Here is a 25,203-nt window from a genome sequence, read left to right as displayed (position 1 = left end):
GGATGACGACATGCAACAACCTAAGCATGTCGACACGAAGGGTTACGATCATGAAACGCTCCGCCATCAACGACATCATCCGCGAAGCCGACGCTTTCATCCGCTCGTTCGGCTACATCATGCCGCCCTTCGCCTACTGGTCGCCGGAAGAGATGAAGGCACGCCAGGTCGACTCCTCCGCCATATTCACCTCGCGGCTCGGCTGGGACATCACCGACTACGGCCAGGAGAAATTCAAGGAACTCGGCCTGTTCCTGTTCACCGTGCGCAATGGCCGCTACGAGGACATGAAGAAGGGCATGGGCATGCTCTATGCCGAGAAGATCATGATCTCGCGCAAGGACCAGCTGTCGCCCATGCACCGCCACAACATCAAGGCCGAGGACATCATCAACCGCGGCGGCGGCAAGCTGGTGCTGGAACTGTTCATGCATGATCGCGACGGCGGTATCGACCCCAAGGCGGAAGTGTCGGTGCCGGTCGACGGAACCATCCACAGGCTGCCGGCGGGCGGCCTCCTGAAGCTCGACCCCGGTCAGAGCGTCACTCTGCTGCCCGGCGTCTGGCACGCCTTCTGGGCCGAGGGCAAGGACGTGCTGATCGGTGAGGTGTCGACCGTCAACGACGATCTGACCGACAACGTGTTCCGCGAGCCGATCGGCCGCTTTTCCAATATCGACGAGGATGTTGCTCCAGTGCACCTGCTGGTGGCCGACTACGAGAAATGGCTTGGCTGAGGGTAGGCGGCGGTCGCCTACCGGCAGCTTTAATGGCAGCCTGGCGCCGGCAGCGCGCTCGTCCGGCACAGGTATGACCAAGGCTGGACGCCAGTTTGAGCCACGGCGCTCGATGATCCCCGCGCAGCCGCTGACTGCGCGCGCGGGCCGTCGCCGCAGGCTCCGGAGCCCGAGGTTAATTGCGGCAGCCTCATCAAAATGGATGGCGACTCTCGTCGACGCCTGTGGTGGCATCCAGCCCAGGTGGAGAGCGGGGAAGCCGGAGCGACAGGTGGTCCTCCGGCAAGGGGACCAACTCCCTCATTGAGTGGGTCTCTTATGCGCTCCGACCGAGGAGAGCAGAGAATGCAGTATCCTGGCGAGTGGAACAAAAGGCTGCCTCGTACTCAGCCCGAAGATGAGCGTCAGGCGCGGCTCGAGAAAACAGCCCGGCTCAAGCGGCTTCGGTCTTACGCTTCCTGGCTGGCGCCTGACCCACACGCCCAACTTCATGATGAGATAGACTGCTCTGTGCTAATTGAGGAAAGCAGGTCAGTGGGTCTGGCCTGATCGACAGCGTGAAACTGCAGCTCTGCGAGGCGTCGACCGTCACGATGATCTCAACGACAGCGCGTTTCGCGAGCCGATGGGCCGTTTTCCAATGCCGACGAGGACGTCGCATCGGTACACCTACCGGCGGCCGGCCATCAGACGTGGCCGAGGCGAGGGGCACGCCTGCCGAAGCCTCAATGACAGCAGCTTGCCGCCGATTGCACGCTCGTCCGGCACAGGCATGACGAGCTGATCGCCACATCCGCCTTGGCCATCGCCGCGGCGAGCCTTGCCTGCAGGGCCGGCAGCTCTTCGCTTTCGCCGCGGCGCCTCAAGCATTCCACCAGCCCGTGCAGCGCCCAGACATTGTCCGGGTGCTGGGCGCAGCGTTGCACCTTGGCGCTCAGGCCGAGATCGTCGCGATAGACCTGCTCGGCCTCTTGCGCATGGCCCCGGTCGAGCAGCAGCGCCGCCAGCGCATGGCGCGGCGGGTGCATCCACGCCCATGGCTCGGTGTAGGAGAGATTGTCGTCCAGCTCGACCGCTCGCCGCAAATGGGGGTAGGCCTCCTCGTGCCGGCCCTGATGGTAGGCGAGCTCGCCATCGAGCAAGGCGGCACCGACGGCCAGCGAAGCGCGGGTTGGGTTGCTGAGGAAACGCCGTTCGGCCGGGATGTTCTCCACATGACGGTGGAACCGCACACGCTCGCGCTCGGCCTCCGTGAATTGCCTGAGCGTCGCATGCGCGACACCCTTGGCGTAGTGCTGCATGGCCGCCGTCAGTACATAGAGGCCGGGCTCTTCAACCACGGGTTCGTCGATGATCTCCTGCCAGCGGCCGAAGCGCACCTGCACATGCGATTTCATCGCATGATAACCTTCCACTGTTTGCGTGAGCTTGGGCCGGTCCTGGATGGCGACCACGTCTCGCGTCACCAGGCTGCGCACCTTGTCGGCGGCCCACAGCGCCGGCCGGTACTGGCCAAGGAACATGCAGGTGAACATCATCAGGTGCAGGTCGTGGCAGCAGCCGAGCAGATAATAGGTCGGCTCGTCGGCATAGGCGAGATAGAGGTCGTTGGCACGGACAGCCTTTTCGCTGGCGATCTTCGCCTTCTCATAGTCGCCACACAGCACATAGATATGCCCCGGCATGTGGTTCATGTGCCCGGCATCGGGGCACATCTCGCCGAGCCGGTCGGCCGAGCGCATGCCGCGTTCCGGCATGGTGGACATTTCCAGGAGATGGATATGCAGGTGCAGGATCGCCGGGTGCTGTGTCAGCCGGATTGACCGCTCGCAGACCTCCAGCGCCTCTACGACATCGGAATTCGGCGCCGGCTCACCAGTCTTGAGGTTCCAAAGCCGCCGCACCGTGCGCATCATCAGCGCCTCGACCAGCAGCGCCATCACATCATGGTCGTCGGGAAAATCCTGGTACACGCGCCGCATTGCGGTGGCGTAGGCATCATCCCACTGTTCGAATTCCTGCGGGCTTACCTTGTGCGGTTTTTGAAAACGGCTGGCCAGCGCCTCGATCAACCGCCGTTCGACATCGCTGGCATTAGCCGCCTTGGCGCGCGCCAGCTGGACATGCTCGAAGCAGCGCTTCGTCGCGCTGTTGGCCTCGGCCTCGCCATGCTCCTTCCAGGTCAAATTGTAGAAAGGCCCGGCCGCATAGGCGATGCCCCAATGCACGAAGGCGCAGCCGGGATCCGTCTCCAGCGCTTTCTCAAAGCACTTGATGCCTTCCTCATGGTTGAAGCCGTAGCACCAGTTGAGCCCGATATCGAACCAGCGCTGGGTCTCGGTGGAGCGGGTGGAGATAGGGCGTCGATAGGTGCCAAGGTTGAAACGGTCCATGTCGTCCATTCAAAGTCCTGTTGGCCGCAAGCCAGGCCGTGGCCAGATTCCCTAGCCATCAATGTGTGCCGAAATTTGTAGGCATGGCAAACACCATGAGTGGCATCGCCGGCACACCAGCCGCCTTAGTTGGTTCCTTCACTTTGCCAGCCGGCCAGCTCGGGCAAGTCGTCAAGCCAACTTTTCTCGGTCATCAAAGCAGCGCCGGTCTGAAGGTCTGCCTGGGTGGCGTTTTGAATGAGCCAATCCATCCACTTGCGATAGGCAGCAGGATCCAGCTGGGGCGGCAGAACCTTGGCCTTGAGCAGCATCCGCTTGCGGAAGCTGGTCTGCCGGCGGAGTTTGGTCGTCGTGAATTTGATGGCCTTGCCCTGGTATTCAACCGTCCAGCGGTCATTCCCATGGCTGGTGAGCCTGTCTATGGCAAAACCGGCATCAACCGGTCTATCCCGCCAGGGAAGCTCGATGGCATTCTTTCTCAGATCGAGAGCCCATCGCCTGTAATCGGCCCCGGCACGCTGCGGCGGGAGCACACCGGCCTGTTCGAGCATCTTCCTGCGGAAGGTGGGCTGCTTCTTCAACTGGCCGGTTGTGAACTCGACGCGATGCCCACGAAACTCGACATGCCAACGGATCCTTCCGTTGCCGACATACTTCACCAGCCTGTCGATGAGGAACTCGTCCTCGGCAAGAATCACGCAGCCTTGGCGGATGCTTTCGAGAATGAATTCGGTGTCAGTGACCACTATGGAGCCCAATACAGCAAACCTTCACGGAGCTTAGCCAGCGGCAACCGCGGCCATCAATCTTTTTCGGACGCCTAGACGCCAGGGAGGCCGAATGGCGGTTGATCGAGGCACTGGGTTCTCGTTTCCAGAAGCCACAACGGGTGAGTCCTCAGGAGTTATAACAGTGGGATGACGCGTTCGAAGGGTTCAAGGTGTTAAGGAAATATCCCTAGACCTGATGGGGCCTGTTCTTCTCGCCGTCGATTGGCGGATTGCAGGTCAGAGATGCAGCGTTCCAGGCGCTGAAGCCGCAATTTGCTGGAATGAATGTGGTAGCCGAGCTCGGTAAGCCTTCTTGGCTCGGCAGCGCCTCTCTAGGTAAGTAGCTCAGTTTCCAGCTGGACGATCTGTTCCCTGAGCAGTTGGGCTTCGGCCTGCCGCTCTTGCCGGATCCAGCTTCGACCTCGCATTCTCCTGGTCCTCCGATGCTTTAGTCAAAAGCCCCGGAGGCGCTGCTGCTTCGGAGTCACGCAAGTTCCGTCACCATTGTTGGATATTTTGTGGCTCGCGCCACAAGCCGCGGTTCAAAACTCGATCAATATGCGTCGGCATCTGCGCACGGCAACCTATCGATGGGATTTTTTTCGCGGCTGGGTTTGGTCAAATTGAGTGACACTCGGAGCCTATGGACTGACTTAAAAGCGCGATCGGCGAGACGCCTCCTTCAGCCGTCTACTGCACGGACGACGCCCGTAATAGACCTATCGTCCGCTTGCCCGGCATCGCATGGACGGCAGAGGCGATGATTGAGCCAAGGCGCGGTCGGATGCAGCCGCTTCGCTGGGCAGAGCCGCTTGACTGTGGCCCACAACCGCTGCGTTTGTATGGTACAGGACTGCTGTCCCATCGTTAAGTTGAATCAAAATCGAACGACCGGGAACCGGGTCATTCGAGGAACAGTTTACATACCAAATGGTGAAGACGCTCAGCCAGGCTGTATGGAAGATCGTTATGTAGATTAGAGAATTCTAATAGAGGCCATGAATGTGTTTCCTGCCCGCCCATGACACCGACCGACTAACATGATTTCTTCTGATCGCGAGCTTGATGCCGACTTCAATTCATCCGATCAGGATTTGCAGGCTTTTTCTTCGACAACCGGTGAGCGGACAATTGCGACGCAGCGGGGGAGGGCAACTTATCACCTCATGCCACCCGGGCTGCACACCTTCGAGGCGAGTGAACACGTCGTCCTTGTCGGTCTCGAGGCCGCACCAGTGTGTGCCACACTTGGAGGGGGCAAGGCCGAGCGCTATGACGCGCCGGCAGGAAGCATCATCGTCAAGCCGGCACATCTTGAAGCGCGGCTGCGTCTATCACAGGCGCGGGAGAGCGCCACTATCGTCTACCCGGACGACAGTCTCAAAGAACTTGCCAGGCAGCAATTTGGCCCAGTGGAAACGGAGTTGACGCCTCCGCCCCTGGGCACACGGGACGACAATGCGTTGCGTGTCGCCCAACTGCTCAAGGCGGAGCTCACGAAGAAGGAAGGCGCAAGCCGCTTCCACGTCGAGCAGCTAATCGCGATCCTGGGCATTCACGTGCTTCACGCATATGCCACACGAACCAGCGGACCGGCGCAGTTCAAGGGCGGTCTTTCCAGGCAGTCCGCGCAGAAACTGCGGGAGTTCCTGAGCATCAATCTCACCCGCAAGATCTCTGTCGACGAGCTGGCCGCACTTGCAAAGCTTTCACCGAAGCATTTCACCCAAGCATTCAGCCGAACTTTCGGGATGGCACCTCATCGCTACCTTTTGGACCTACGGCTCGATCACGCCACACGTCTGCTTTCGGACGAAGCCATGACGATTGCGGAAGTTGCCTATTTGAGCGGGTTTTCCAGCCAGAGCCACCTGACTGCTGCGATGAGGAAATATCGAGGCACGACCCCAACCCGCTTTCGATCCTCAATCTAACGCCCGATTTCGGGGGTCCGTTAAGCCTATATTAGCGTTACGAAATAATGAGTTGTGATATTACAGTAACACTCCGGTAGAAGTGTGTAATTAGATCAAAACGCGTCGGATTTTTTTGTCAAACGTCGTACCTTTTTGAAATACGTCCGGACGTTTCCATGCCCATGTTGGCGCTAGTGTCCTGATTCCTTGGGATGCATTGCATTACAACTTTCTAATGTAGGGGGATACATGGCTGGGTTGGCCTACGGCGGGACCATCCATGACCAGAGGGATAGCGGCGGCGGTGCCGGCGACCCGAGGCTGAAAGCTGGCCACCTACATCCCGGGCGCGCATCCTCCCAAGCGCTACCGGGTCACAAGGGACGGGCGGCGAGAGAAGCAGATAGGCCTATTTTCTCCCGGCTCCTGCGCGGCGGCCGGATGACCAAGTGGAAGGGCAAAGCGGCGAGCTACGCCGCTCATATGGCGCAGCCGGCCTTTTCGGCGGCGCGGGCGTTAGCCGCCCCGTTCCTGCCTGCGATCCTGCTGATGACGCTGGCCACCGGGACGGCCGGCGCCGCCGACAGATACTGGGATCCCAACGGCACGGCGGCCGGGACGGGCGGCACCGGGACCTGGGACGTGAGTTCTAACAGGTGGAGCCCCAATGGCGACGGCGTCAGCGGTCCCTACACGCCGTGGAACAACGGTGCGCTCGACAATGCCATCTTCGGCGGCGCCAATGGAACCACCGCCACGGTGACGCTGGGCGCGCCGGTTACCGCCAACAGCCTCACCATCAATGCCAGCGCCACCTACACGGTCACGGGCAGCACGCTGACACTCGCCGGCGCCACGCCGGCGATCACCACCAACGGAAATGCGACCATCAGCTCGATCCTCGCCGGCACCGCGGGGCTGACCAAGGCGGGCGCGGGATCGCTGGCGTTGAGCGGGGCCAACACCTTCAGCGGTGGCGTCAACGTCACCGCCGGGTTGCTGCTCCTCAGCGGCGATTCTGCACTCGGCGCCGCGAGCAACGGCATCACGCTCTCAGCGGGCACAAATCTGCGAAGCACTGGCGCGCTCGCCGCTGGCCGCGTTGTTACGCTGCTCTCCGGTTCCGCGGGCATTGGCGGGGGCGTCGGCTCGGCGCACATCACCGGGGCCGGCGGCTTTTCCCTGATCGCACAGACGGTGCTGAGCGACGACACCAACGATTTCACAGGTGCGGTCGGTACCGACAGCTTCAACCTGTACTTCTCGTCGATCGGCAATCTGGGCGAGGCGAGCTCCCTCGGCGCGGCGACCACGGTGGCCAACGGCACGGTCTTCGTCCGCAATGCCTCCGCCATCTATACCGGCAGCGGCGATACCTCGAACCGCGCCTGGAACATGGCGCCCAGCACCGGTGCTTCCGCCCTGACAAATCAGGGAACCGGCACGCTGACGGTAACCGGGGACATAATCGCGGGGGGCGGGTATACGCCATCTGTCATTCTGAACGCACAGACGGCAGACCTGGGGCTGCTGGGCGTCATCAGCAGCAACCTTGCAGTTCGGCCATTTGTATTCACGGGCGGCGGGACAAACCGCACCATCACATTGGGTGGGGCCAACACTTTTGGCGGTGCCGCCACGATCCAGACCGTTACCGTGAAGGCCAGCTCACTGGCGAACCAGGGGGCCGCCAGCTCGCTGGGTTCAGGCTCAATCATCAACCTGAACACCGGCGTGTTGTCCTATACCGGCGCGGCGGCCAGCACCGACCGCACACTGTCGCTCAACGGCGCCAGCGCGATCCTCAATGATGGCACCGGCTCGCTGGCGCTGAGCGGCGCGGCGTCGTTCAATCCAGCCAATCCCGGCGACACCTTCACCCTTGGCGGCAGCTTCGCCGGCAGCAGCACCTTTTCGGGCGCACTTTCGGGCAACGGCAATCTGGTCATGAACGGCGCGGCGGGAAACAGCTGGCTGCTCAGCGGCGCCAACACCTATGTCGGGTCGACCACCGTCACCAGCGGAACCCTCCGGGCCGGCAGCGCCACTGCGTTCGGCGCGCCCAATGCGGTGGTCGTCAATGGCGGCACGCTCGACCTCAATGGCTTTGACGCCACGGCCACGTCGCTCGCCGGCACGGGCGGCAGCGTGACGCTCAATGGCGCCGACCTGACTGTCAACGGCACCGCCAGCACCAGCTATGCCGGCGTCATCGCCGACGGCGCCACCAGCGGCGGCGGCCTCATCAAGCGCGGCACCGGCACGCTCACGCTGAGCGGGGCGAGCACCTATACCGGCGACACCACGGTCAATGGCGGCACGCTGGCGCTGAACTTCGCCGCGCCAGGAGCGCCGACCAGCAACATCATCTCAGGCTCGTCCGGCCTCAACCTGGCTGGCGGCGTGGTCACACTGACCGGCGTAGCGGGCGTGGCAAACAGCCAGACTTTCGACGGTCTGAACGTCAACGCGGGCAACAACCAGATCGTCACGACAGCCGGTGCGGGCGGCAGCATGACGCTCAACCTCGGCGCGATCACGCATACCGGCGGCCTGCTCGATTTCAAGCTCCCGACGAGCGGCAGCATCACCACAACCAATGGCGACGGCGCGCTCAGCTGGGCAACCATAAACGGCACTGACTACGCGCAGGTCAGCGGCGGCGTCATCACCGCCTTCACCGCCTATGCGAACAAGGACAATGCCAGCACCTGGCTGACCGGCGACGTGGTCAGCGACGCGGGCGGAGCGGCCAACACCCCGTTCACCAACACCGTTGCCGGCAATGTCCAGCTCGGCGGCATCAAATACACCGCCCCGTCCAACTCCATAGTCACCATCGGCGCCGGCAACACGCTCGGCGTGGACGGCACGATCATTGTCGCCGCCAGTGTCAACAATGCCAATCAGACCATCACCGGCGGCTCGATCACCGGCGCGGCTGGCGGTGGTACGCTGGGCGTGCTCGACAACAGCACGGGCACCGGCACCTTCACGATCGCGTCGACCATCGTCGACAATGGCGGTGCCACCAGCTTCGCCAAGGGCGGCACCGGCAAGGTCGCGCTGACCGGCGCGAACAGCTATACCGGCGGGACGACGCTGAGCGGCGGCACGCTGGCCATCGACAGCGTCGCCAATGGCGGCTCCGCGAGCAGCATTGGCGCTTCGAGCGCGGGTTCGGCGAACCTGGTGCTCGAGAGCGGCACGCTGGAATATACCGGCGTCGGCGCGGGCACGACCGACCGCGGCTTCACTTTGGTCAATGGCGGTGCGCCGCGGACGATTCAGGTCGACAGCGGGAATCTGAGCTTCGGCGGCGTGGTCGTCGGTTCGGACGATGCCGGATTCAACAAGACCGGCGCCGGCACGCTGACACTCGCAAACGCTGCCAACACCTATGCCGGCGTCACGACCATCTCGGCCGGTACGCTGTCTGTCAGCACGCTGGCCAATGGCGGTCTGGCGAGCGGCATCGGCGCATCGTCGTCGGATGCCGCGAACCTCGTGATCCAGACCGGCGGAACGCTGCAATATACCGGGGCGACGGCCAGCACCGATCGCGGCTTCACGCTCAACGGAAGCGCGGGCGGTACGATCGATGTCACCAATGCGGCTACGACGCTCACCGTCGGCGGCACGGTGGTTGGCGCCGTGCCGTTCCACAAAGCCGGCGCCGGCACTTTGGTTTTTTCGGGTACCAACACCAATAACGGCCCGACGATGATCGACGGCGGCACGTTGCGCGCCGGCTCTACCCAGGCCTTCGGTGGTCCCAACGCCATGAATTTGGCGGATGTCGCCGGCGTCACGCTCGACCTCAACGGTTTCAACAACAAGGTCGGCGGATTATCGGGAGGCGGCGCGAATGGCGGCACCGTGCGCCTCGGCGGAGCGACCCTGACGGTGGGCGGGACGACCGTCAGCTTCAGCGGCTCCATCACTGGAGCCGGCGGCATCACCAAGGACAACAGCAGCACGCAGACACTGGTTGGCTGCAACAACACCTATACCGGCGCGACGAACGTCATTGGCGGTACGCTGAGCGTGGATTGCCTTGCCAATGGCGGGCAGGCAAGCGGCATCGGCGCTTCGACCAGCGCCTCGGCGAACCTTGGCCTGAACGGCGGCGTCCTTGCCTATACCGGCGGCAGCGTCAGCATCGACCGCGGCATCACGCTCGCCACTACCGGTGGCGCCATCAACGTGGTGAATGCCGCCACCGTGCTCGGCGTTAGCGGCCCGATCGTCGGTGCCGGCGCCCTCCGGAAAGACGGCTCAGGCACGCTCGTCCTGTCTGGCAACAACACCTACACAGGCATCACGACGGTTACAGGTGGCATCCTGCGCGCCGGCTCCACCAGTGCTATCGGAGTGGGTGGATTCGGCCTGAACAACACCGCCGGTGCCGCACTGGATCTCAACAATTTCAGCACCTCCATCTCCTATCTGAATGGCGGTGGCGCAGCAGGCGGCAACGTCACGCTTGGCACGGCGACGCTGACCATGGCCTCGAACGGCGGAGCGGGCGGTTTTGCCGGCGCGATCAGCGGGAGCGGTGGGCTGGTCAAGGGCGGAACCTTCACCCAGGCGCTCACCGGCTGCGCCAGTTCCTATACCGGCAGCACGACAGCAAAAGGCGGAATACTGCAGGTTTCGTGCCTAGCCAACGGCGGCGTCAACAGCGCGATCGGTGCGTCGAGCAACGCGGCGGCCAATCTCGTCCTCAACGGCGGCACCCTGCAATATGTCGGGACTGGCGACAGCACCGATCGCCTGTTCACGCTCGGCGCCTCGGCCGGCAGCCGGCTCGAATCCTCGGGTACCGGCGCGATCGCCTTCACGAATACCGGGGCGATCGCGTTCACGACTCCCGGCACGCCCCAGACGCTGGCGCTCGGCGGCACCAACACCGGCAACAACAGCCTTGCCACGCAGATCACCAACAATGGCGCCGGCGTCACCGCGCTGACCAAGGACGGTGCCGGCAGCTGGATCCTCAACAATCAAAACAGCAGCTACACCGGCGTCACCACGATCAATGGCGGCGTACTCGGCGTCAGCAAGCTGGCAAATGGCGGCGCGGCAAGCAGCATCGGCGCCTCGTCCAACGCGGCCGCCAACCTCGTGATCGGCAACGGCTCGACCCTGCGCTATACCGGTAGCGGCGATACGACCGACCGGCTGTTCACGCTTTCCGCCGGCACCAGCTTCATCGAATCCTCCGGCACGGGCGCCGTCGTCTTCAGCAACACGGCCGCCGTGACCTATTCCGGCAGCGGTCCGCGCACCATCGCGCTCGGCGGCACCAACACCGCGCTCAACATCATGGGTGGGGCGATCGCCGACGGCGCGGGCGGCGCGACAACGCTTGCCAAGAACGATGCCGGCACCTGGGCGCTCACCGGCAACAACACCTTTACCGGCAACACCGTCATCAACAACGGCAATTTGATGATCGGCAATGGCGGCACCACCGGCAATGCAGGCGCCGGCAATGTGATCGTCAATGCCGCCACATCGACTTTGTCGTTCAACCGCAGCGACACGTTCAATTTCAACGGCCTTCTCAGCGGCCCCGGCACCATCGCGCAGGTCGGGACGGGCACCACCGTGCTGACGCAAGCCGGCAACGACATCGGCGCGACCCGAGTCGACGCGGGTGTCCTGCAGGTCAATGGCGGTCTCACCACGCCGACGATCGCCTTGAACGGCACCGGCGCGCTCACCGTCAACGGCACGGTCGGAGCCGCCGCCGGCGGCTTCTCGACGATCACCGGCGATGGCGGGGCAAGCACCATCAACATTGGCGCCGGCGATACGTTGCGCGGCAATGGCAATCTTGGCGCCGGCAACGACACGGTGAATGTCAGCGGCACGCTCGCCACAGGCGCCGCACAGCTCAACCTCGGCGCCGGCAACGACACGCTGGTGCTCAATGACACCGCCGTCATCAGTGGCGCGGGCGTCGATGCGGGCACCGGCGGCGAAACCGGCGCGGGCGACACGCTGCAAGTGGTTACCGCCGCGGGGCGGACACTGGACGCCGCCAATGTCAGCAATTTCGAGACTCTCTCCAAGCAGGGCGCCGGCACACTAACGCTGACCGGCAACCACGGCTACAGTGCCGGCACGACTATACAGTCCGGGACGCTGCAAATCGGCAACGGCGCGACGGCCGGGGCGCTCGCGACGCCAGCCGTTACGAACAACGGCGTGCTCGCCTTCAACCTCAACAGCGATTACATCTTTGCCGGCGCGATCTCGGGCAGCGGCACGGTCAACAAGCTCGGCAGCGGCGTTACGACGCTCACTGGCACCAACAGCTATAGCGGCGCGACCAACGTCAATGCCGGCACCCTGCTCGTCAACGGCAACCAGTCGGGCGCGGCCGGGCAGATTTCGGTCGCCGGCGGCGCGACGCTTGGCGGCACAGGCATTATCGGCGGCAGCGTCACGGTCGCCGACGGCGGCACGTTGAGCGCCGGTGGAGCAGGCAGCATGCCCGGCACGCTGACCATCAACGGCAATCTCGCCCTCGGCAATTCCAACCTCAACGTCGATTTCGGCCAGGCCAATGTGCCTGGCGGCGCGCTCAACGACCTGATCAACGTCGGCGGCAATCTCACCCTCGACGGTATGCTCAACATTACGCAGACATCGGGCGGCAGCTTCGGCCCCGGCATCTATCGCGTGTTCAACTATGGCGGCTCGCTGATCGACAACGGCCTCAACGTCACCGATCCGAACTATTTCGTGCAGACATCGGTCGCCAACCAGGTCAATTTGGTCAACTCGGCGGGCCTGACGCTGAGCTACTGGGACGGCGACGCCGGTCCGCATTCCAACGGTGCCGTCAATGGCGGCAACGGCACCTGGCGTGCCGCCGGCGACCAGAACTGGACGGACTCGACCGGACTTTTCGCCGCTCCCTTTGCCAATGGCAGCTTCGCCATCTTCCAGGGTACGGCTGGGATGGTGACGGTGGACGGCACGAATGGCCCGGTTTTGGCTGTCGGCATGCAATTCGCGATCGGCGGCTACCAGGTGCAGGGCGCGGACGTAGGGCTTGTTGGGCCGCAGTCGATCATCCGCGTTGGCGACGGCTCGGCGGCGAGCGCGGGCTATACGGCAACCATCGCCTCGAACCTCACGGGGGCCGGGCAACTGGTCAAAACCGACGCCGGCACGCTGGTTTTGGCAGGTGCCAACACCTACACCGGCGGCACCGCGATCAACGGCGGCACCGTGCAGATTTCCTCCGACAGCAATCTCGGCGGCTTCCCCGGGGTTCTTTCGCTTGACGGCGGCACGCTGCATACAACCGCCGGTATCGCTTCCGGGCGCTTCGTGACGCTCAACGCCGGCGGCGGCACATTCGATATCGACGGCGCGACCAACCTGGCGCTCGGCGGCACCATCGCAGGTGTTGGCGCGTTGACCAAACAAGGCGGCGGCACACTCGTCCTGGCAGGCTCCAACACCTATCAGGGAGGCACGTTCATCAAAGGGGGCACGGTCCTGATCACGGCCGACGCCAATCTTGGCAGTGCGGCGGGCAAGGTCACTTTCGATGGCGGCACCCTGCACGTGAGCAGCCTGTCCAACGTGACTTCCGGACGCAACGCGACCCTTGAAGCGGGCGGCGGCACATTCGAGATTGACAATACGCTTGTATGGAATGGAACCATCGACGGCGCGGGCGGGCTGACAAAAACCGGCACGGGAGCGCTGTTCCTCGGTGCCGACAACACCTACACCGGCGGCACGACCATTGCGGGCGGCGTCCTGGCTTTGGGCACTGGCGGCACGACGGGTGCGGTTCTCGGCGATGTGGTCGACGACGGCACGCTCAGCTTCAATCGCTCCAACCTTTATACATTCGACGGCACGATCTCCGGCAGCGGCAGCGTTACCCAGGCCGGAACGGGGACCACCGTGCTCACGGCCGAGAATAGCTATTCCAGCTTCACCATCATCAACGGTGGCGGTGGGCTCTACATCAATGGAGACCAGACTGCGGCGAACGGACAGACCATCGTCGCCGCGGGTACGCTTGGCGGCACGGGCGTTGTCGGCGGTGACGTCTTTGTTGACGTGGCAGGCAGACTGGCTCCTGGCGGCCTTGGCGCCGCGCCCGGCACGCTCACGATCAATGGCAGTCTCGATCTGGCCTCCGGGTCGAACCTCGACTATTCGTTCGGCCAGGCGGGCGTGGTCGGCGGCGCTTACAACGATCTGACCGTCGTGCATGGCAATCTGACGCTCGATGGTACCATCAATGTCACGGAAGCCCCGGGCGGCAATTTCGGGCCGGGCATCTATCGCGTCATCAGCTATGACGGCGCGCTTGCCGACAACGGGCTGGACACAACATCGGCCAACCACGTGGTGCAGACGTCGGTCGCGGGTCAGGTCAACCTCGTCGACATCAGCGGCCAGACCCTCAATTTCTGGGATGGCGACGCCGGTCCAAAAAGCAATGACGTTGTCAACGGAGGAAACGGAACCTGGCGGGCCGCTGGAGACGACAACTGGACCGGTTCGGATGGCAACCTGAACGCGGCCTTCACCAACGGCAGCCTTGCCATCTTTGCCGGCGCAGCCGGTATGGTCAGCGTCGACAACACCAATGGCCAGGTGCAGGCCGTGGGCATGCAGTTCGCGACCGGCGGGTATGTGGTCCAGGGACAGGACATCGAATTGCTCGGGCCGCAGTCGACCATCCGGGTCGGCGACGGCACGCTGGTCGGGGCAGGCTTCAGCGGAACCATCGCATCGAACCTCACAGGCGCCACTCAGCTGGTGAAGACCGACCTTGGCACGCTGGTGCTGGCCGGCACCAGCAGCTACACCGGCGGCACGGCCATCAAGGGCGGCACGCTGCAGGTTTCGGCCGATGCCAATCTGGGCGATCCCTCCGGCGGCTTGAGCCTGGACGATGGCGCAACGCTGCAGACCACCGCGGCCTTCACCTCGGCGCGAGACGTCACTCTCAATGCAGGTACCGCCACCTTCCAGACCGATGCGAATCTTACCCTTTCGGGCCCGATCACCAGCGCTGGCGGTTTGAACAAGACCGGCATCGGAGCACTCACACTGACCGGCTCCAACAGCTATGCCGGGCCGACCACGGTGACGACGGGCGGCCTCTATGTCGATGGCGACAACAGCGCTGCTACCGGCCTCGTCTCGGTCGCGAGCGGCGCGACGATTGGCGGCAAGGGCTCGATCGGCGGCGATGTGATTGTCTCCGACGGAGGTACCTTGGCGCCCGGCTCAGTCGACGGCACCCCAGGCACGCTGGCCATCACTGGTAACCTCAACCTCTCCAGCGGCTCGGTCCTGAACTATTCCTTCGGCGAGGCGAACGTCGTCGGTGGCGCGCTTAATGACCTCACGACAGTCGGCGGCAATCTCGTCCTCGACGGCAAGCTCAATGTCACCACGAGCGCAGGCGGTACCTTCGGGCCGGGCGTCTACCGCGTCTTCAGCTATGGCGGCACGCTGACCAACAACGGCCTCGTCGTGGGCACGATCCCGTCAACCGGCTATTCGATCCAGACCTCGATCGATCACCAGGTGAACCTAGTCAACACCCAAGGCCTGACCTTCAACTACTGGGACGGCGCTGCCGGGCCGAAGAACAACGGGGTAATCAATGGCGGCGATGGCGTCTGGCAGACCTCGGCCGGCAATGACAACTGGGCCAACGAGGCCGGCACCATCAATGCTCCCTTTAACGATGGCTCCTTTGGAATCTTTGCCGGCCAGGCCGGCGCGGTGACGGTGGATGACGGCTTGGGGCAGGTGACGGCCTCCGGCATGCAGTTCATGACCGATGGCTATGTTGTCCAGGGTGACGGCATCGACCTTACCGGACCGTCGAGCAGCATCGTCGTCGGTGACGGCACCGCCGCCGGCGCCACGATGAAGGCAACGATCGCCTCGGTTCTCTCGGGCGACGCGCAATTGGTCAAATCCGACCGCGGCGCGCTGGTCCTGACCGGCGCCAATACCTACACCGGCGGTACAGCGATCAACGGCGGCACGCTGCAGGTCTCCGCCGACGCTAACCTTGGCGACGCGGCAGGCGGACTCAGCTTCGACGGCGGCACGCTGCGCACCACTGGCAGCTTCGCCACCGCGCGCGCGGTGAACGTGATGAGCTCCGGCACGGTCTCCACCGCCGCCGCCACGACTTTGACCATGAACGGCGCGCTGACCGGATCGGGTGCATTCACCAAAGCCGGGGATGGAACCCTTGTGCTGACCGCAGGGGGCTCCGCTTTCGCCGGCCCGACCTCTGTCCAGCAGGGCACCTTGTCGGCGGGTGCGGCGGATGCGCTGGGCGCGGCATCGGCATACACCGTCGCCTCAGGTGCAACGCTCGATCTCCGCAGTTTCAACCAGACCGTGGCCTCGCTCGGCAATGCGGGGTCCGTGCGGTTGGGCAGCGCGCCGGGCACGACGCTGACCGTCAATGGCGATTACACCGGCAACGGCGGAACCATCTTCCTCAATGCAGCGCTCGATGGCGATGCTTCGACCACCGACAAGGTCGTCATCCACGGCAGCACCTCCGGCACCGGCATTCTTGCCGTCGCCAATGTCGGTGGGGCAGGGGCCCAGACCGTCGAGGGCATCAAGATCGTCGATATCGACGGGAGCTCGGTCGGCACCTTCTCTCTTGCCGGTGACTATGTCTTCCAGGGCGACCAGGCCGTGGTCAGCGGCGCCTATGCCTACAGGCTCTACAAGAACGGCGTGAGCACGCCGACGGATGGTGACTGGTATTTGCGCTCCGCGCTCATCAATGGATCGCCGAACCCGCTCTATTCGCCGGCGGTGCCGATCTATGAGGCCTATCCAGGCGTCCTGCAGAGTCTCAACGAGCTGGGTACCCTGCAGCAGCGGCTCGGCAACCGCTCCTGGACAGGTGCCGCTCAGGGCGCCGACGAGATCGGCAGCGTTCCGACACAGAACGCCATTTGGGCCCGCATCGAGGCCGCTCACACGAGCCAGAGCCCCGAGAGCGCCACAACGGTCTCGGACTATGACGTGACGACATGGAAGCTGGAGACGGGGGTCGACGGGCTGCTCTACGAGGACGCTACCGGTATCCTGCTCGGCGGTGTCTCTTTCCATTATGGCACAGCCTCGTCGGAGGTCTCGTCGATCTATGGCGTCGGCTCCATCAATGCCAAGGGCTATGGCTTCGCTGGTACCCTGACCTGGTATGGCGATAACGGTTTCTACGCCGATGGCCAGGCGCAGGTGTCGTGGTATGACAGCGACTTGAAGTCCGCCACGCTGGGCAGCGAGCTCGCCAAGGGCAATAATGGATTCGGCTATGCGCTGAGCATCGAAGCCGGCCAGAAATTAGCGCTCGGGGGCAAATGGACGCTGGCGCCGCAGGCTCAGCTCTCCTATTCCGCGGTCCGCTTCGACAGCTTCACCGATCCGTTCGACGCGGCGGTTTCGCTTGACAGCAGCGAGGCGCTGATCGGCCGTGCCGGCCTGTCCCTCGACTATGAGGATGCCTGGACGGGTGCACGAGGCAAGGTAAACCGCTCGCACCTCTACGGCATCGCCAACCTCTATTACGATTTCCTCGATGGCAACAACGTGGACGTCTCGGGCACTTCGTTTCACGAGCACGATCAGCCTCTGTGGGCCGGCGCAGGTCTCGGCGGATCGCTCTCTTGGGCCGATGATCGCTACACGGTCTTTGGCGAGGCCTTTGCCAAGTCGAGCCTGAAGGAGTTTGGCGACAGCCAGTCGATCGGCGCGAAGCTCGGCCTCAGCGTCACATGGTAGTCAGCCGATACCCGGGCTGGCATGTAAGGATCAGGAGCGGGATCGAGTGCGCCCGGCTCGATAGGAGTGGATGATATGACGCGCAAGAACTGGGGCAGAAGCCTATTGGCGGCCACCGCGCTGCTCGTAATGGGCTTTGCGATTTCGGCATTTGCTCAAGAGACGACAGGGCTTCCAGGCGGTGCGACTTCGCTCCAGGAGAGCTACCAGGACTGGAACCTGACCTGTCAAAGCGGGGCACCACAAATAGCGTGCGCCGTCTCCCAGCAACAAACGCAGCAGAACGGCCAGCGAGTCATGGCTGTCGAGCTTAGGGGAAACAGCGGTGCGACGCTTGGCGGCAACCTCGTCCTTCCGTTTGGGCTTATGCTCGACGCTGGCGCCACCTTGCAGATCGACGACGGGCAGCCGCTGGAGGCGCTGCGCTTCTCCACCTGCTTGCCGGCCGGCTGCATCGTGCCCCTCAGCCTCGGGAAAGAGACAGTCGCAGCTTTGCGGGCCGGTTCGGTGCTGAAGATCAAGGTCAGAAGCACGGACCAGAAGGATGTGGTCCTGCCCGTGTCGTTGAAAGGGCTTGCACCTGCTCTGGACAGGCTTGGCGTCCTCGCTGGAGCGTGACAATTCCTGCCGGAGCGCGCGCTTCTTAGCGAAAAAGCCGATGCTTGCCACTGGTTCAAGTGGCGCTGCGCTGCGTCGTAATGCAGTGGTCGGCTATTAATTCACAACAAGAGCCGTCGATCCGCTGCCGGTCTCAATGCGGACGTCAACGGTTCTACAATTGGCCATCGACTGGGGTTCCTGGAAACTTTTCGCACTTTCTGTCTTGCGGCTCCCGTCGAGATGCGCGCGCTACTGAAGGAGGTCGGGGTGTCTGGATCCGCTGTGGTGCAACTTGATCCAAGCATCTATGGGGGTTCGAGTCGGGAGAGCGCTACCGCCCTTCCCCCCACTCGGAGAGCATGCGATATCTTCTACAGCGTCGGGCGTGATGGGCGTGTCTCGGTGCTGCACAGACCGGCAGGGAATGGGAGAGTCTGGCCCGAAAAGCTATCACGACGCGAACGGCAGCTTTGCGCCTGGTTTCGGCCGTTAAGGTCAGCTCTGCCACCGCCTGGAAGCGGACATGGCTGGCGACCACTCTGGAAGTCGCGGTTGCGCCGATTTTGTTGAAGAAGTGGGCGATGAGACTGGCACTGCTTCGACAGCCGTTGCTGATCTGGAGTCGACTTCGGGAAATGATCGCTAGCCCGATTTCGCGGGCAAGTCACTCTGGCAGCCCGGCTTTCCTGAGGCCCTCGATATACCGATCGCGGTCATCCGCTCGACGGAACGGGGGCAGCACGTCGGCGAGATTCGAAAGCCGGAGGGTGGGATTGAGGACGCGCAGGCGGGCGACCATTTCCTGTGCTTTCCCGAGCCGTCCCGCAAGGGCATGACTGGCCGCAATGACGCGCATCGCGCTCGCGTAGTTGGGCTGGGAGAGCAAGGACATTCTTGCCCACGAGACCGCGTTGTCGTAGCGGCCACCGCAGAAATGCGCCAGCGCAGTGCAAAACTGCCATGCGAACAGGCGCGGGTCCAATGGGCTCAGGCGCATGGCAAGGGCGGCGTGCTCGACGGCCTCGTCCGGTTCGCCCAGGCAGGCCTTCGCCCAACTGCTGTAGCCCCACGCCACAGCCAGATTCGCGTTGAGGACAAGGGCCCGGTCGATACAGGCAGCACAGTCCTCAAGCTCTCCACCAATGTAGCCCAGCACATATCCACCGAACGACAGCGCGATCGCGTCATCCCGCCCGAGCTCGACCGCGCGCCTCGCCAGTCGCATGGCTTCGGCAACCTCTTTTGCGCGATCGACCATCCAGCCGTTGCTCTTTCGGGTGACATAACATCGCGCCGCCCTGGCATAGGCTATGGCGAACTCCGGGTCATGAGCGATCGCCTGCGTGAAGAGCTGTAAAGCCTCGTCTATGGCCGCCCTGCTGGTCGCGGTCCGGTCAAACACCGCCAGGCCGCGGAGATAGTAGTCATAGGCATCGAGGCTCTCGGTCGGCTTGCTCTTGGCACGCTCGATCTCCGCCTCCTCCACCTTCGGCGTTATGGCGCCAACGATGCTCGATGCGACCTGGTCCTGCAGATCGAAGACATCGGCCAGCGGTCCGTCAAAACGATCCGCCCATAGATGAGCGCCTGTCGAGGCGTCGATCAGTTGCGCACTGATGCGCAGACGCTCGCCAGCCCGGCGCACGCTTCCCTCGACGACGTAGCGCACGTTCAACTCACGCCCAACCTGCTTTGTGTCGACGGCCCGCCCCTTGTAGGTGAAGCTCGAATTTCGGGCTATGACGAACAGGTGACGGAAGCGAGCCAGCGCAGTGATGATGTCTTCCACGATGCCGTCGGCAAAATATTCCTGCTCGGCATCGCCGCTCAAATTCTGAAATGGCAGCACCGCGACCGACGGGCGGTCGTCTTGTTTCATCGGAGCCGGGACTGCCACCTGCTGCGACGTGATCTCGGAGGCCGGGACGATACGATGTTCGGCTCCTTCGCGCAATTGCAGGGCAGCGGCCAGGGAATTGGTCTGCGCTTCCGGTTCCACGCCGAGCTGCTTTCTCAAGGCAGCCCGGCACAGCTCGAACTGGCGCAAGGCCAGGTTCTCGTGCCCCCGGTGAGCGTGGATGCGGATCAACGCCCGATGGGCGGCTTCCGCGGCAGGGTCTGAAGCGAGCAGCCTCTCCGCGAGCCTCTCGCAAGCTGCCTCTTCCGCCGAGCCGGGTGCAGCCTGTGCAAGACCGAGCTGCTCCACCAGTTGCAACGCCTTGCGCTGGTAGCTGCTTTGATATGGCCCGAACCACTCGTCCAGCCCATCCGGGATGGCCTCGCCCGCAAGCAATTCACCGCGATAGAGATCCGCGGCAATGGCAAGATCGGCGGCTTGGCTGGCCTCGAGCTTCAGATCGAAGAGCGAGATGTCCGTATGATCCGGAGCGACGACGAGCGCGACGGTCTCCTGATCTCCCTCGATGCGGATGTCGGCGCTGCCGTCGTTCGGAAAGGAACGCCTGATATCGACAAGTGCCTGCCGCAGGCTGTTGCGCGCCTGAACATTGTCGCGGCCCGGCCACAACGCTTCGGAGATCTGCTCCCGCCGCAGGCTGCGACTGCCGGCCAGGACGAGGGCTGCCAAAAGCAGCGCAGCCTTGCGGGTGGCAAAGCGCACGGCCTGGCCCCCTGGAGATATGACTTCTATGCCGCCGAACAACCGGATGCGCACCATCGTCGCCAGAGTTCGACCCGAGCTGCAAAAATAGCAAGTCCGTCGTTCGATTTAACGCAGATTTAGCGCCAGAGCGCCGGCCTTTTCCATGTTGTTAGCGCACAGCCCAACGGCGGCCAAGCGCCATGGTGGGAAGTTCTGGAGGTGATACAGAAAGCGGAGACGAACAATGATTGAGATGACAACGCACCTCGAAGATCGCGCGCCGAGAAAGCGCGCGTTGTTATTCGGACTGGCGAACATGAAAACGACGATTGCGGCTGTCAGAAAGTGGCAGCGCGCAACGGCTACACGCAGCGCACTGGCCGATTTGACTGCCGACCAGTTGCGGGATGTTGGCCTTCCTCAGCCTTCTCGGCCCGAGCTGGTTGTCAAAGCCGGCCTTGTCACCAACCTGATCTCGATGCGTTAGCGGAAAAGATCCGACGCCCGGCACCAAGAGCGCTGGGCTTTCACCCGGGGTCGGGTCACTACGATACTCGAGCTGACTGAAAAGTCCGTTGTTGACCATCTGAGGCCAGAAGTTGCCAGTCAGCCTTCGGCCCAATGCTGCCGGACGCAATGCGCCTCATTTCGGCCATAGAAGTCATCGCGGCGCGCGCCTATAAGCGGACGCACCCGCGACGACGGTTCGTGATCCGTACGCCGATATCTGAGGGTAGGTCCGTCACTCCTATCCCGTTCAAGAGCGGAATCTTTCTTTCGGCATCACGGATGAAAATCGCCAAGAACGATTTTGCCGAACACACCGCCGGCTTCCATGCGACGATGGGCATCCGAGGTTGCCGAGAGCGGATACGTTGCTCCAACGAGGGGATGAAGTTCTTTGCCCATCATTGGCAGCACCTGGTCCCTGAACCGCCGGATCATCTTTCTCTTCTCTGCCCGAGATCTGGATTTCATGACCGTCCCCAGCAGTTGCAGGTGGTTGTGAAGAACGGTACCGAGGGGAATGATGGCATTGTCATCACGCCCCAACAGGCCGACCTGAACAAGCCGACCGCCAGGCGCAAGACTTCTGATGTTACGGGCCAAGTAGGACCCGCCGACAAAGTCGATGATCAGGTCCACACCGCGTGAGGCTGTCACGTCAATGATCTCTGCCTCAAAGTCGACCTGCCTGTAATCAAAGACGGCATCCGCGCCGAGGGCCAGTACCCTTTCGATGTTGTTTCCAGACGCAGTGGCCAGCACTGTCGCGCCCTGAGCCTTTGCAAGTTGGACCGCAGCCGATCCGATGCCGCCTGCAGCAGCATGGACGAGAATGAGTTCGCCCTTCGCGATTCCTCCGAGATTTGCCAGCGCTTCCCAAGCTGTCGCGAAGCTTTCCATGACTGCGGCAGCGTCGGTGAAGGACATGCCGGATGGAATGACGGTCGCCATGCCGCTGTCGAGGCGCGCATACTGGGCATAGGCGCCGCCGCCGACAATCCCCATGACACTGTCGCCAACGGCATAGTCGCTGACTGCGTTTCCGACGGCTATCACTTCTCCCGCGACCTCAAGGCCCAGAATGCTACTGTCGCCGTAAGTCCGAGAACCGTAGACACCTTCACGTTGAAGAAGGTCGGCGCGGTTGACACCTGCCGCCATGACCTTCACCAGGAGGTCGTCGGGACGCACTTCGGGCATAGGGACGTCGGCAAGTCGCATTACATCGGCGCTTCCGAAGTCATCGAAGATGATCGCTTTCATCGCAAGGCTCCTTCCTTCGAAAGCGCGCGCCGGGCGAGGCTGGCAGCAAACAGCGGAGTTTCGCGACGGTTGTGATCTCCGCCTGCCGTCTGACGGGCTGCGGCGGCGTTTTCATAGGTGACCCCATGGTTTTGGATGAAGGTCATGAACGCGTCCGTCGGATGGGCTGTGACCTTGTTGGTGTAGCGCGATCTGCGGTCATCAATCTTCTCAACAGAGAGTTCCCAGACAACATTGACCTGGGTCCTGCCATTGGCAGTGAAGACATCCGAGATTGAGTTCATCCGGCAATAGGTTGGTTCGGCGACCTCGGCGACATAGTGCTGCACCACGAGGCCCGAGCCGATCTGTTCGACATTGATCGACATACGACGGCCGTCGTCCGTCCAGGTGACGCCCGCTGCAATGTGGTCGGGCGGGCAGCAGCGAAGATATTCCGCTTCTGGCAAGTTGAAGAGCCAATCGGCGATGTCGATCTTCTCGAGCGGAACGTCGATCTCTGCGGAATAGGCGGACTGTGAGAGGATTGAATCGAGGACCTTGACCATGGGAGTGTTCCTTGTGTTTGGTGAGCAAAACTGCCCGTTGACGAGAAGGAATGTGCTCCTGATGACCTTGGATGATAACCAACTGAATGGTCGGAACGGTTTTGCGTCGTAGGCAAAGATGAGGGACCCACGCTTCGCCGAACATCTGGCGGTTTATGTCGACGTCGTCCGCGCGGGCAGCTTTTCGGCTGCGTCTCGGCGTCGGGCTGTCACTCCGTCGGCTATCGTTCGACAGATCGACGCGCTCGAGCAGGACCTGGGAGTCCCACTCCTTGTCCGCTCGACAAGGGCACTGTCGTTAACGGACGCGGGGCATCATCTCTTCGAGCGCGCACAGCGCTTGCTCGATGAACTGGCCGATACGCATGCCGAGGTGGCAGCGTTCGATGGCGAGGTCGGCGGCACATTGCGGCTCGCTTGCTTCCCGACCTTCGGAAAACGATATGTCATTCCTGTTCTGGCATCGCTTGCACAGCAATACCCGAGTTTGCATGTTGAGCTGGACTTGACCGAACGGCTGGCCGACCCGGTCGCGGAGCGCCTTGATTTAGTGGTGAGAATGGGGGAGCTATCGGACAGCACGCTGATCGCAACCAAACTGGCACCTCACGATCGCATCCTCGTGGCAAGTCCTGCATATCTTGAGCAGCACGGCGTGCCGGAAAGCGAAGCCGCGCTTCGCAGCCATCGCCTTCTCGACAAGCTCCATGGCAACGATCTTCTTGGGTGGTCTTCGATTCTCGGCGCGCCGACAGGGGAGACCTGTGAGCATGTTGTCTTCCGGTCGGACGATTTTGAAGCGCTGAACGGGGCCGCGCTGGCCGGGATGGGCGTTGCGTTCCTCCCAAGCTGGGTATCGGGACCTTCAGTAAAGGCGGGTGATCTTGTACGCCTGCCGATATTGAGGGAGAGGTGGAATGAGAGGCCTTCAGGGATCTATCTCCTGCGCGCCCTCCCGGCGCCACCCGCGAAAGTCAAGGCATTCACGCAAGCGCTGAAAGATCACGTGGGAACCCCACCTTGCTGGAGCTGAGAAGCGTGAACGAGAAAAGCTAATTGGCCTGCTGCCACATCAATTAAAGCACCGATGTATGCGGCATTTGCAATCGGGCAGTGATGGGATGCAGGTACTGGACAGCGACGAGGCCGGCGTTGCCGCGAAGAAGATTTCGGAAATGAACCTCAAGGAGCTTGCCGCAAACGAAGGCTACGAATTCCGGGTCTTAATGTTGGGCGAATCATCGGGCATTAAGAAAACCGACGTCGCTATTGAGAACCCGTTCCAGACGGCTTCTTCCGGGAATGCGTGAACCGCGCCTAGCCGTCAAGGTGCCTTGCACGGATTTCGCCCTGCTCTCGGATGCTTCAGCAGAGGTGTCGGCAAAGAAGAAATGGTAGTGCTGGTCTGTGTGATGCGGTGAGGTCGGGTTGATCCGGCTAACGTTCATGCCGCCATCGAAAAGCGACAGCGTCCAGTTCGGCCACATCCAAAGCCATTTGCCGCGATAGAACAGACCGTCGTGCCAGACCCGACGCGCGCCGTAAGTGCGGTCGCTGCTCTTGAAGCTTCGGTCGATCCTGGAAACGAGGATCTCGTCATGCTGGGAGCGAACGCTAGCGCTGCGGCTGAGCCAGGCATGGAAGCCGGAGCGGGACACATTCAGCGCACTGCACAGCCATGCCACCGGCCAGCTGTTCCGGTGCCTCGCGATGAAAGCGAACCTCATGTCACTTCCCTCGCGAAGCAGGCTGCGGCCTTTTTTAGGATGTCGCGCTCCGCCTTCAGCTTCGCGACTTTCCTTGCGTAGCCGGTCAATCTCCTGCTGCTCCGGCTTCATCTGCCCACAACGGGAGACGCACGCTGCGGATCTGCCGATAGCTCGCGCACCCATTTGCGCAGCACATTCTCGTGGACATCTAGTCGCGGGCAGCCTGGGCCACCGCAACGCCCCGATCCTTGATCAATCTCACCGCCTCGAGCTTGAACTCGCGGCTGAACTTCCTTCTGCATTCCCACTCTCTAGTGCCGTTAAACCCCTTATCTCGG

The 25,203-nt window shown here is 62.7% G+C and carries 11 protein-coding genes and 1 pseudogene; 6 read left to right on the top strand and 6 right to left on the bottom strand.

Features of this window, described 5'->3' with window-relative positions; all coding sequences use genetic code 11:
- Nucleotides 1–50 precede the first annotated feature (50 nt).
- Nucleotides 51–737, top strand: coding sequence for a D-lyxose/D-mannose family sugar isomerase (locus EB231_RS23855; protein WP_172350974.1), 687 nt, complete (start codon nt 51–53; stop codon nt 735–737).
- A 725-nt stretch (nt 738–1,462) separates the two neighbouring features.
- Here the strand turns inward: EB231_RS23855 and EB231_RS23850 are convergent.
- Together EB231_RS23850 and EB231_RS23845 are read right to left on the bottom strand one after the other, a co-directional pair.
- The gene (locus EB231_RS23850; protein ID WP_172352998.1) at nt 1,463–3,130 is read right to left on the bottom strand and encodes a tetratricopeptide repeat protein; all 1,668 of its coding nucleotides are present in this window, start codon (nt 3,128–3,130) and stop codon (nt 1,463–1,465) included.
- Nucleotides 3,131–3,255: 125 nt separating this feature from the next.
- On the bottom strand, nt 3,256–3,876 hold the full coding sequence (locus EB231_RS23845; RefSeq protein ID WP_172350973.1) for a hypothetical protein: 621 nt from the start codon (nt 3,874–3,876) through the stop codon (nt 3,256–3,258).
- Nucleotides 3,877–4,940: 1,064 nt separating this feature from the next.
- On the opposite strand from EB231_RS23845, the gene EB231_RS23840 reads away from it, so the two are divergent.
- The 3 genes from EB231_RS23840 (at nt 4,941) to EB231_RS23830 (ending at nt 18,254) form a co-directional block, all read left to right on the top strand.
- A complete protein-coding gene (locus tag EB231_RS23840) occupies nt 4,941–5,834 on the top strand; it encodes a helix-turn-helix domain-containing protein (RefSeq protein WP_172350972.1) in 894 nt (297 codons plus the stop codon).
- Nucleotides 5,835–6,257: 423 nt separating this feature from the next.
- Nucleotides 6,258–17,636, top strand: coding sequence for an autotransporter-associated beta strand repeat-containing protein (locus EB231_RS23835; RefSeq protein ID WP_246740704.1), 11,379 nt, complete (start codon nt 6,258–6,260; stop codon nt 17,634–17,636).
- A 75-nt stretch (nt 17,637–17,711) separates the two neighbouring features.
- On the top strand, nt 17,712–18,254 hold the full coding sequence (locus tag EB231_RS23830; RefSeq protein ID WP_172350970.1) for an invasion associated locus B family protein: 543 nt from the start codon (nt 17,712–17,714) through the stop codon (nt 18,252–18,254).
- Between the two features lie 646 nt (nt 18,255–18,900).
- Here EB231_RS23830 and EB231_RS23825 read toward each other — a convergent pair.
- Nucleotides 18,901–20,910: a BTAD domain-containing putative transcriptional regulator gene (locus EB231_RS23825; protein WP_172352997.1), complete on the bottom strand. Its 2,010-nt coding sequence runs from the start codon at nt 20,908–20,910 to the stop codon at nt 18,901–18,903.
- Nucleotides 20,911–21,082: 172 nt separating this feature from the next.
- Between EB231_RS23825 and EB231_RS23820 the strand changes: the two genes are divergently transcribed.
- Entirely contained in the window at nt 21,083–21,325 is a 243-nt protein-coding gene (locus EB231_RS23820; RefSeq protein ID WP_172350969.1) for a DUF1127 domain-containing protein, read from the top strand.
- A 296-nt stretch (nt 21,326–21,621) separates the two neighbouring features.
- Here the strand turns inward: EB231_RS23820 and EB231_RS23815 are convergent, their stop codons facing one another.
- Together EB231_RS23815 and EB231_RS23810 are read right to left on the bottom strand one after the other, a co-directional pair.
- Nucleotides 21,622–22,608, bottom strand: coding sequence for an NAD(P)H-quinone oxidoreductase (locus tag EB231_RS23815; protein ID WP_172350968.1), 987 nt, complete (start codon nt 22,606–22,608; stop codon nt 21,622–21,624).
- Nucleotides 22,605–23,156, bottom strand: a complete 552-nt coding sequence (locus EB231_RS23810; RefSeq protein WP_172350967.1) for a hypothetical protein — start codon at nt 23,154–23,156, stop codon at nt 22,605–22,607. The genes EB231_RS23815 and EB231_RS23810 overlap by 4 nt, the downstream gene beginning before the upstream one ends.
- 118 nt (nt 23,157–23,274) lie before the next feature.
- Between EB231_RS23810 and EB231_RS23805 the strand changes: the two genes are divergently transcribed.
- Nucleotides 23,275–24,189, top strand: coding sequence for a LysR family transcriptional regulator (locus tag EB231_RS23805; protein WP_172350966.1), 915 nt, complete (start codon nt 23,275–23,277; stop codon nt 24,187–24,189).
- A gap of 478 nt (nt 24,190–24,667) precedes the next feature.
- On the opposite strand, the pseudogene EB231_RS23800 reads toward EB231_RS23805, so the two are convergent.
- Nucleotides 24,668–25,127: pseudogene (locus EB231_RS23800) on the bottom strand (transposase); the annotation flags it as partial.
- Nucleotides 25,128–25,203: the final 76 nt, after the last annotated feature.

It is taken from the genome of Mesorhizobium sp. NZP2298 (assembly GCF_013170825.1).
GTDB lineage: Bacteria > Pseudomonadota > Alphaproteobacteria > Rhizobiales > Rhizobiaceae > Mesorhizobium.
The sequence above is the reverse complement of the archived record's forward strand: the minus strand, read 5'-3'. Positions and strand labels throughout refer to the sequence as shown.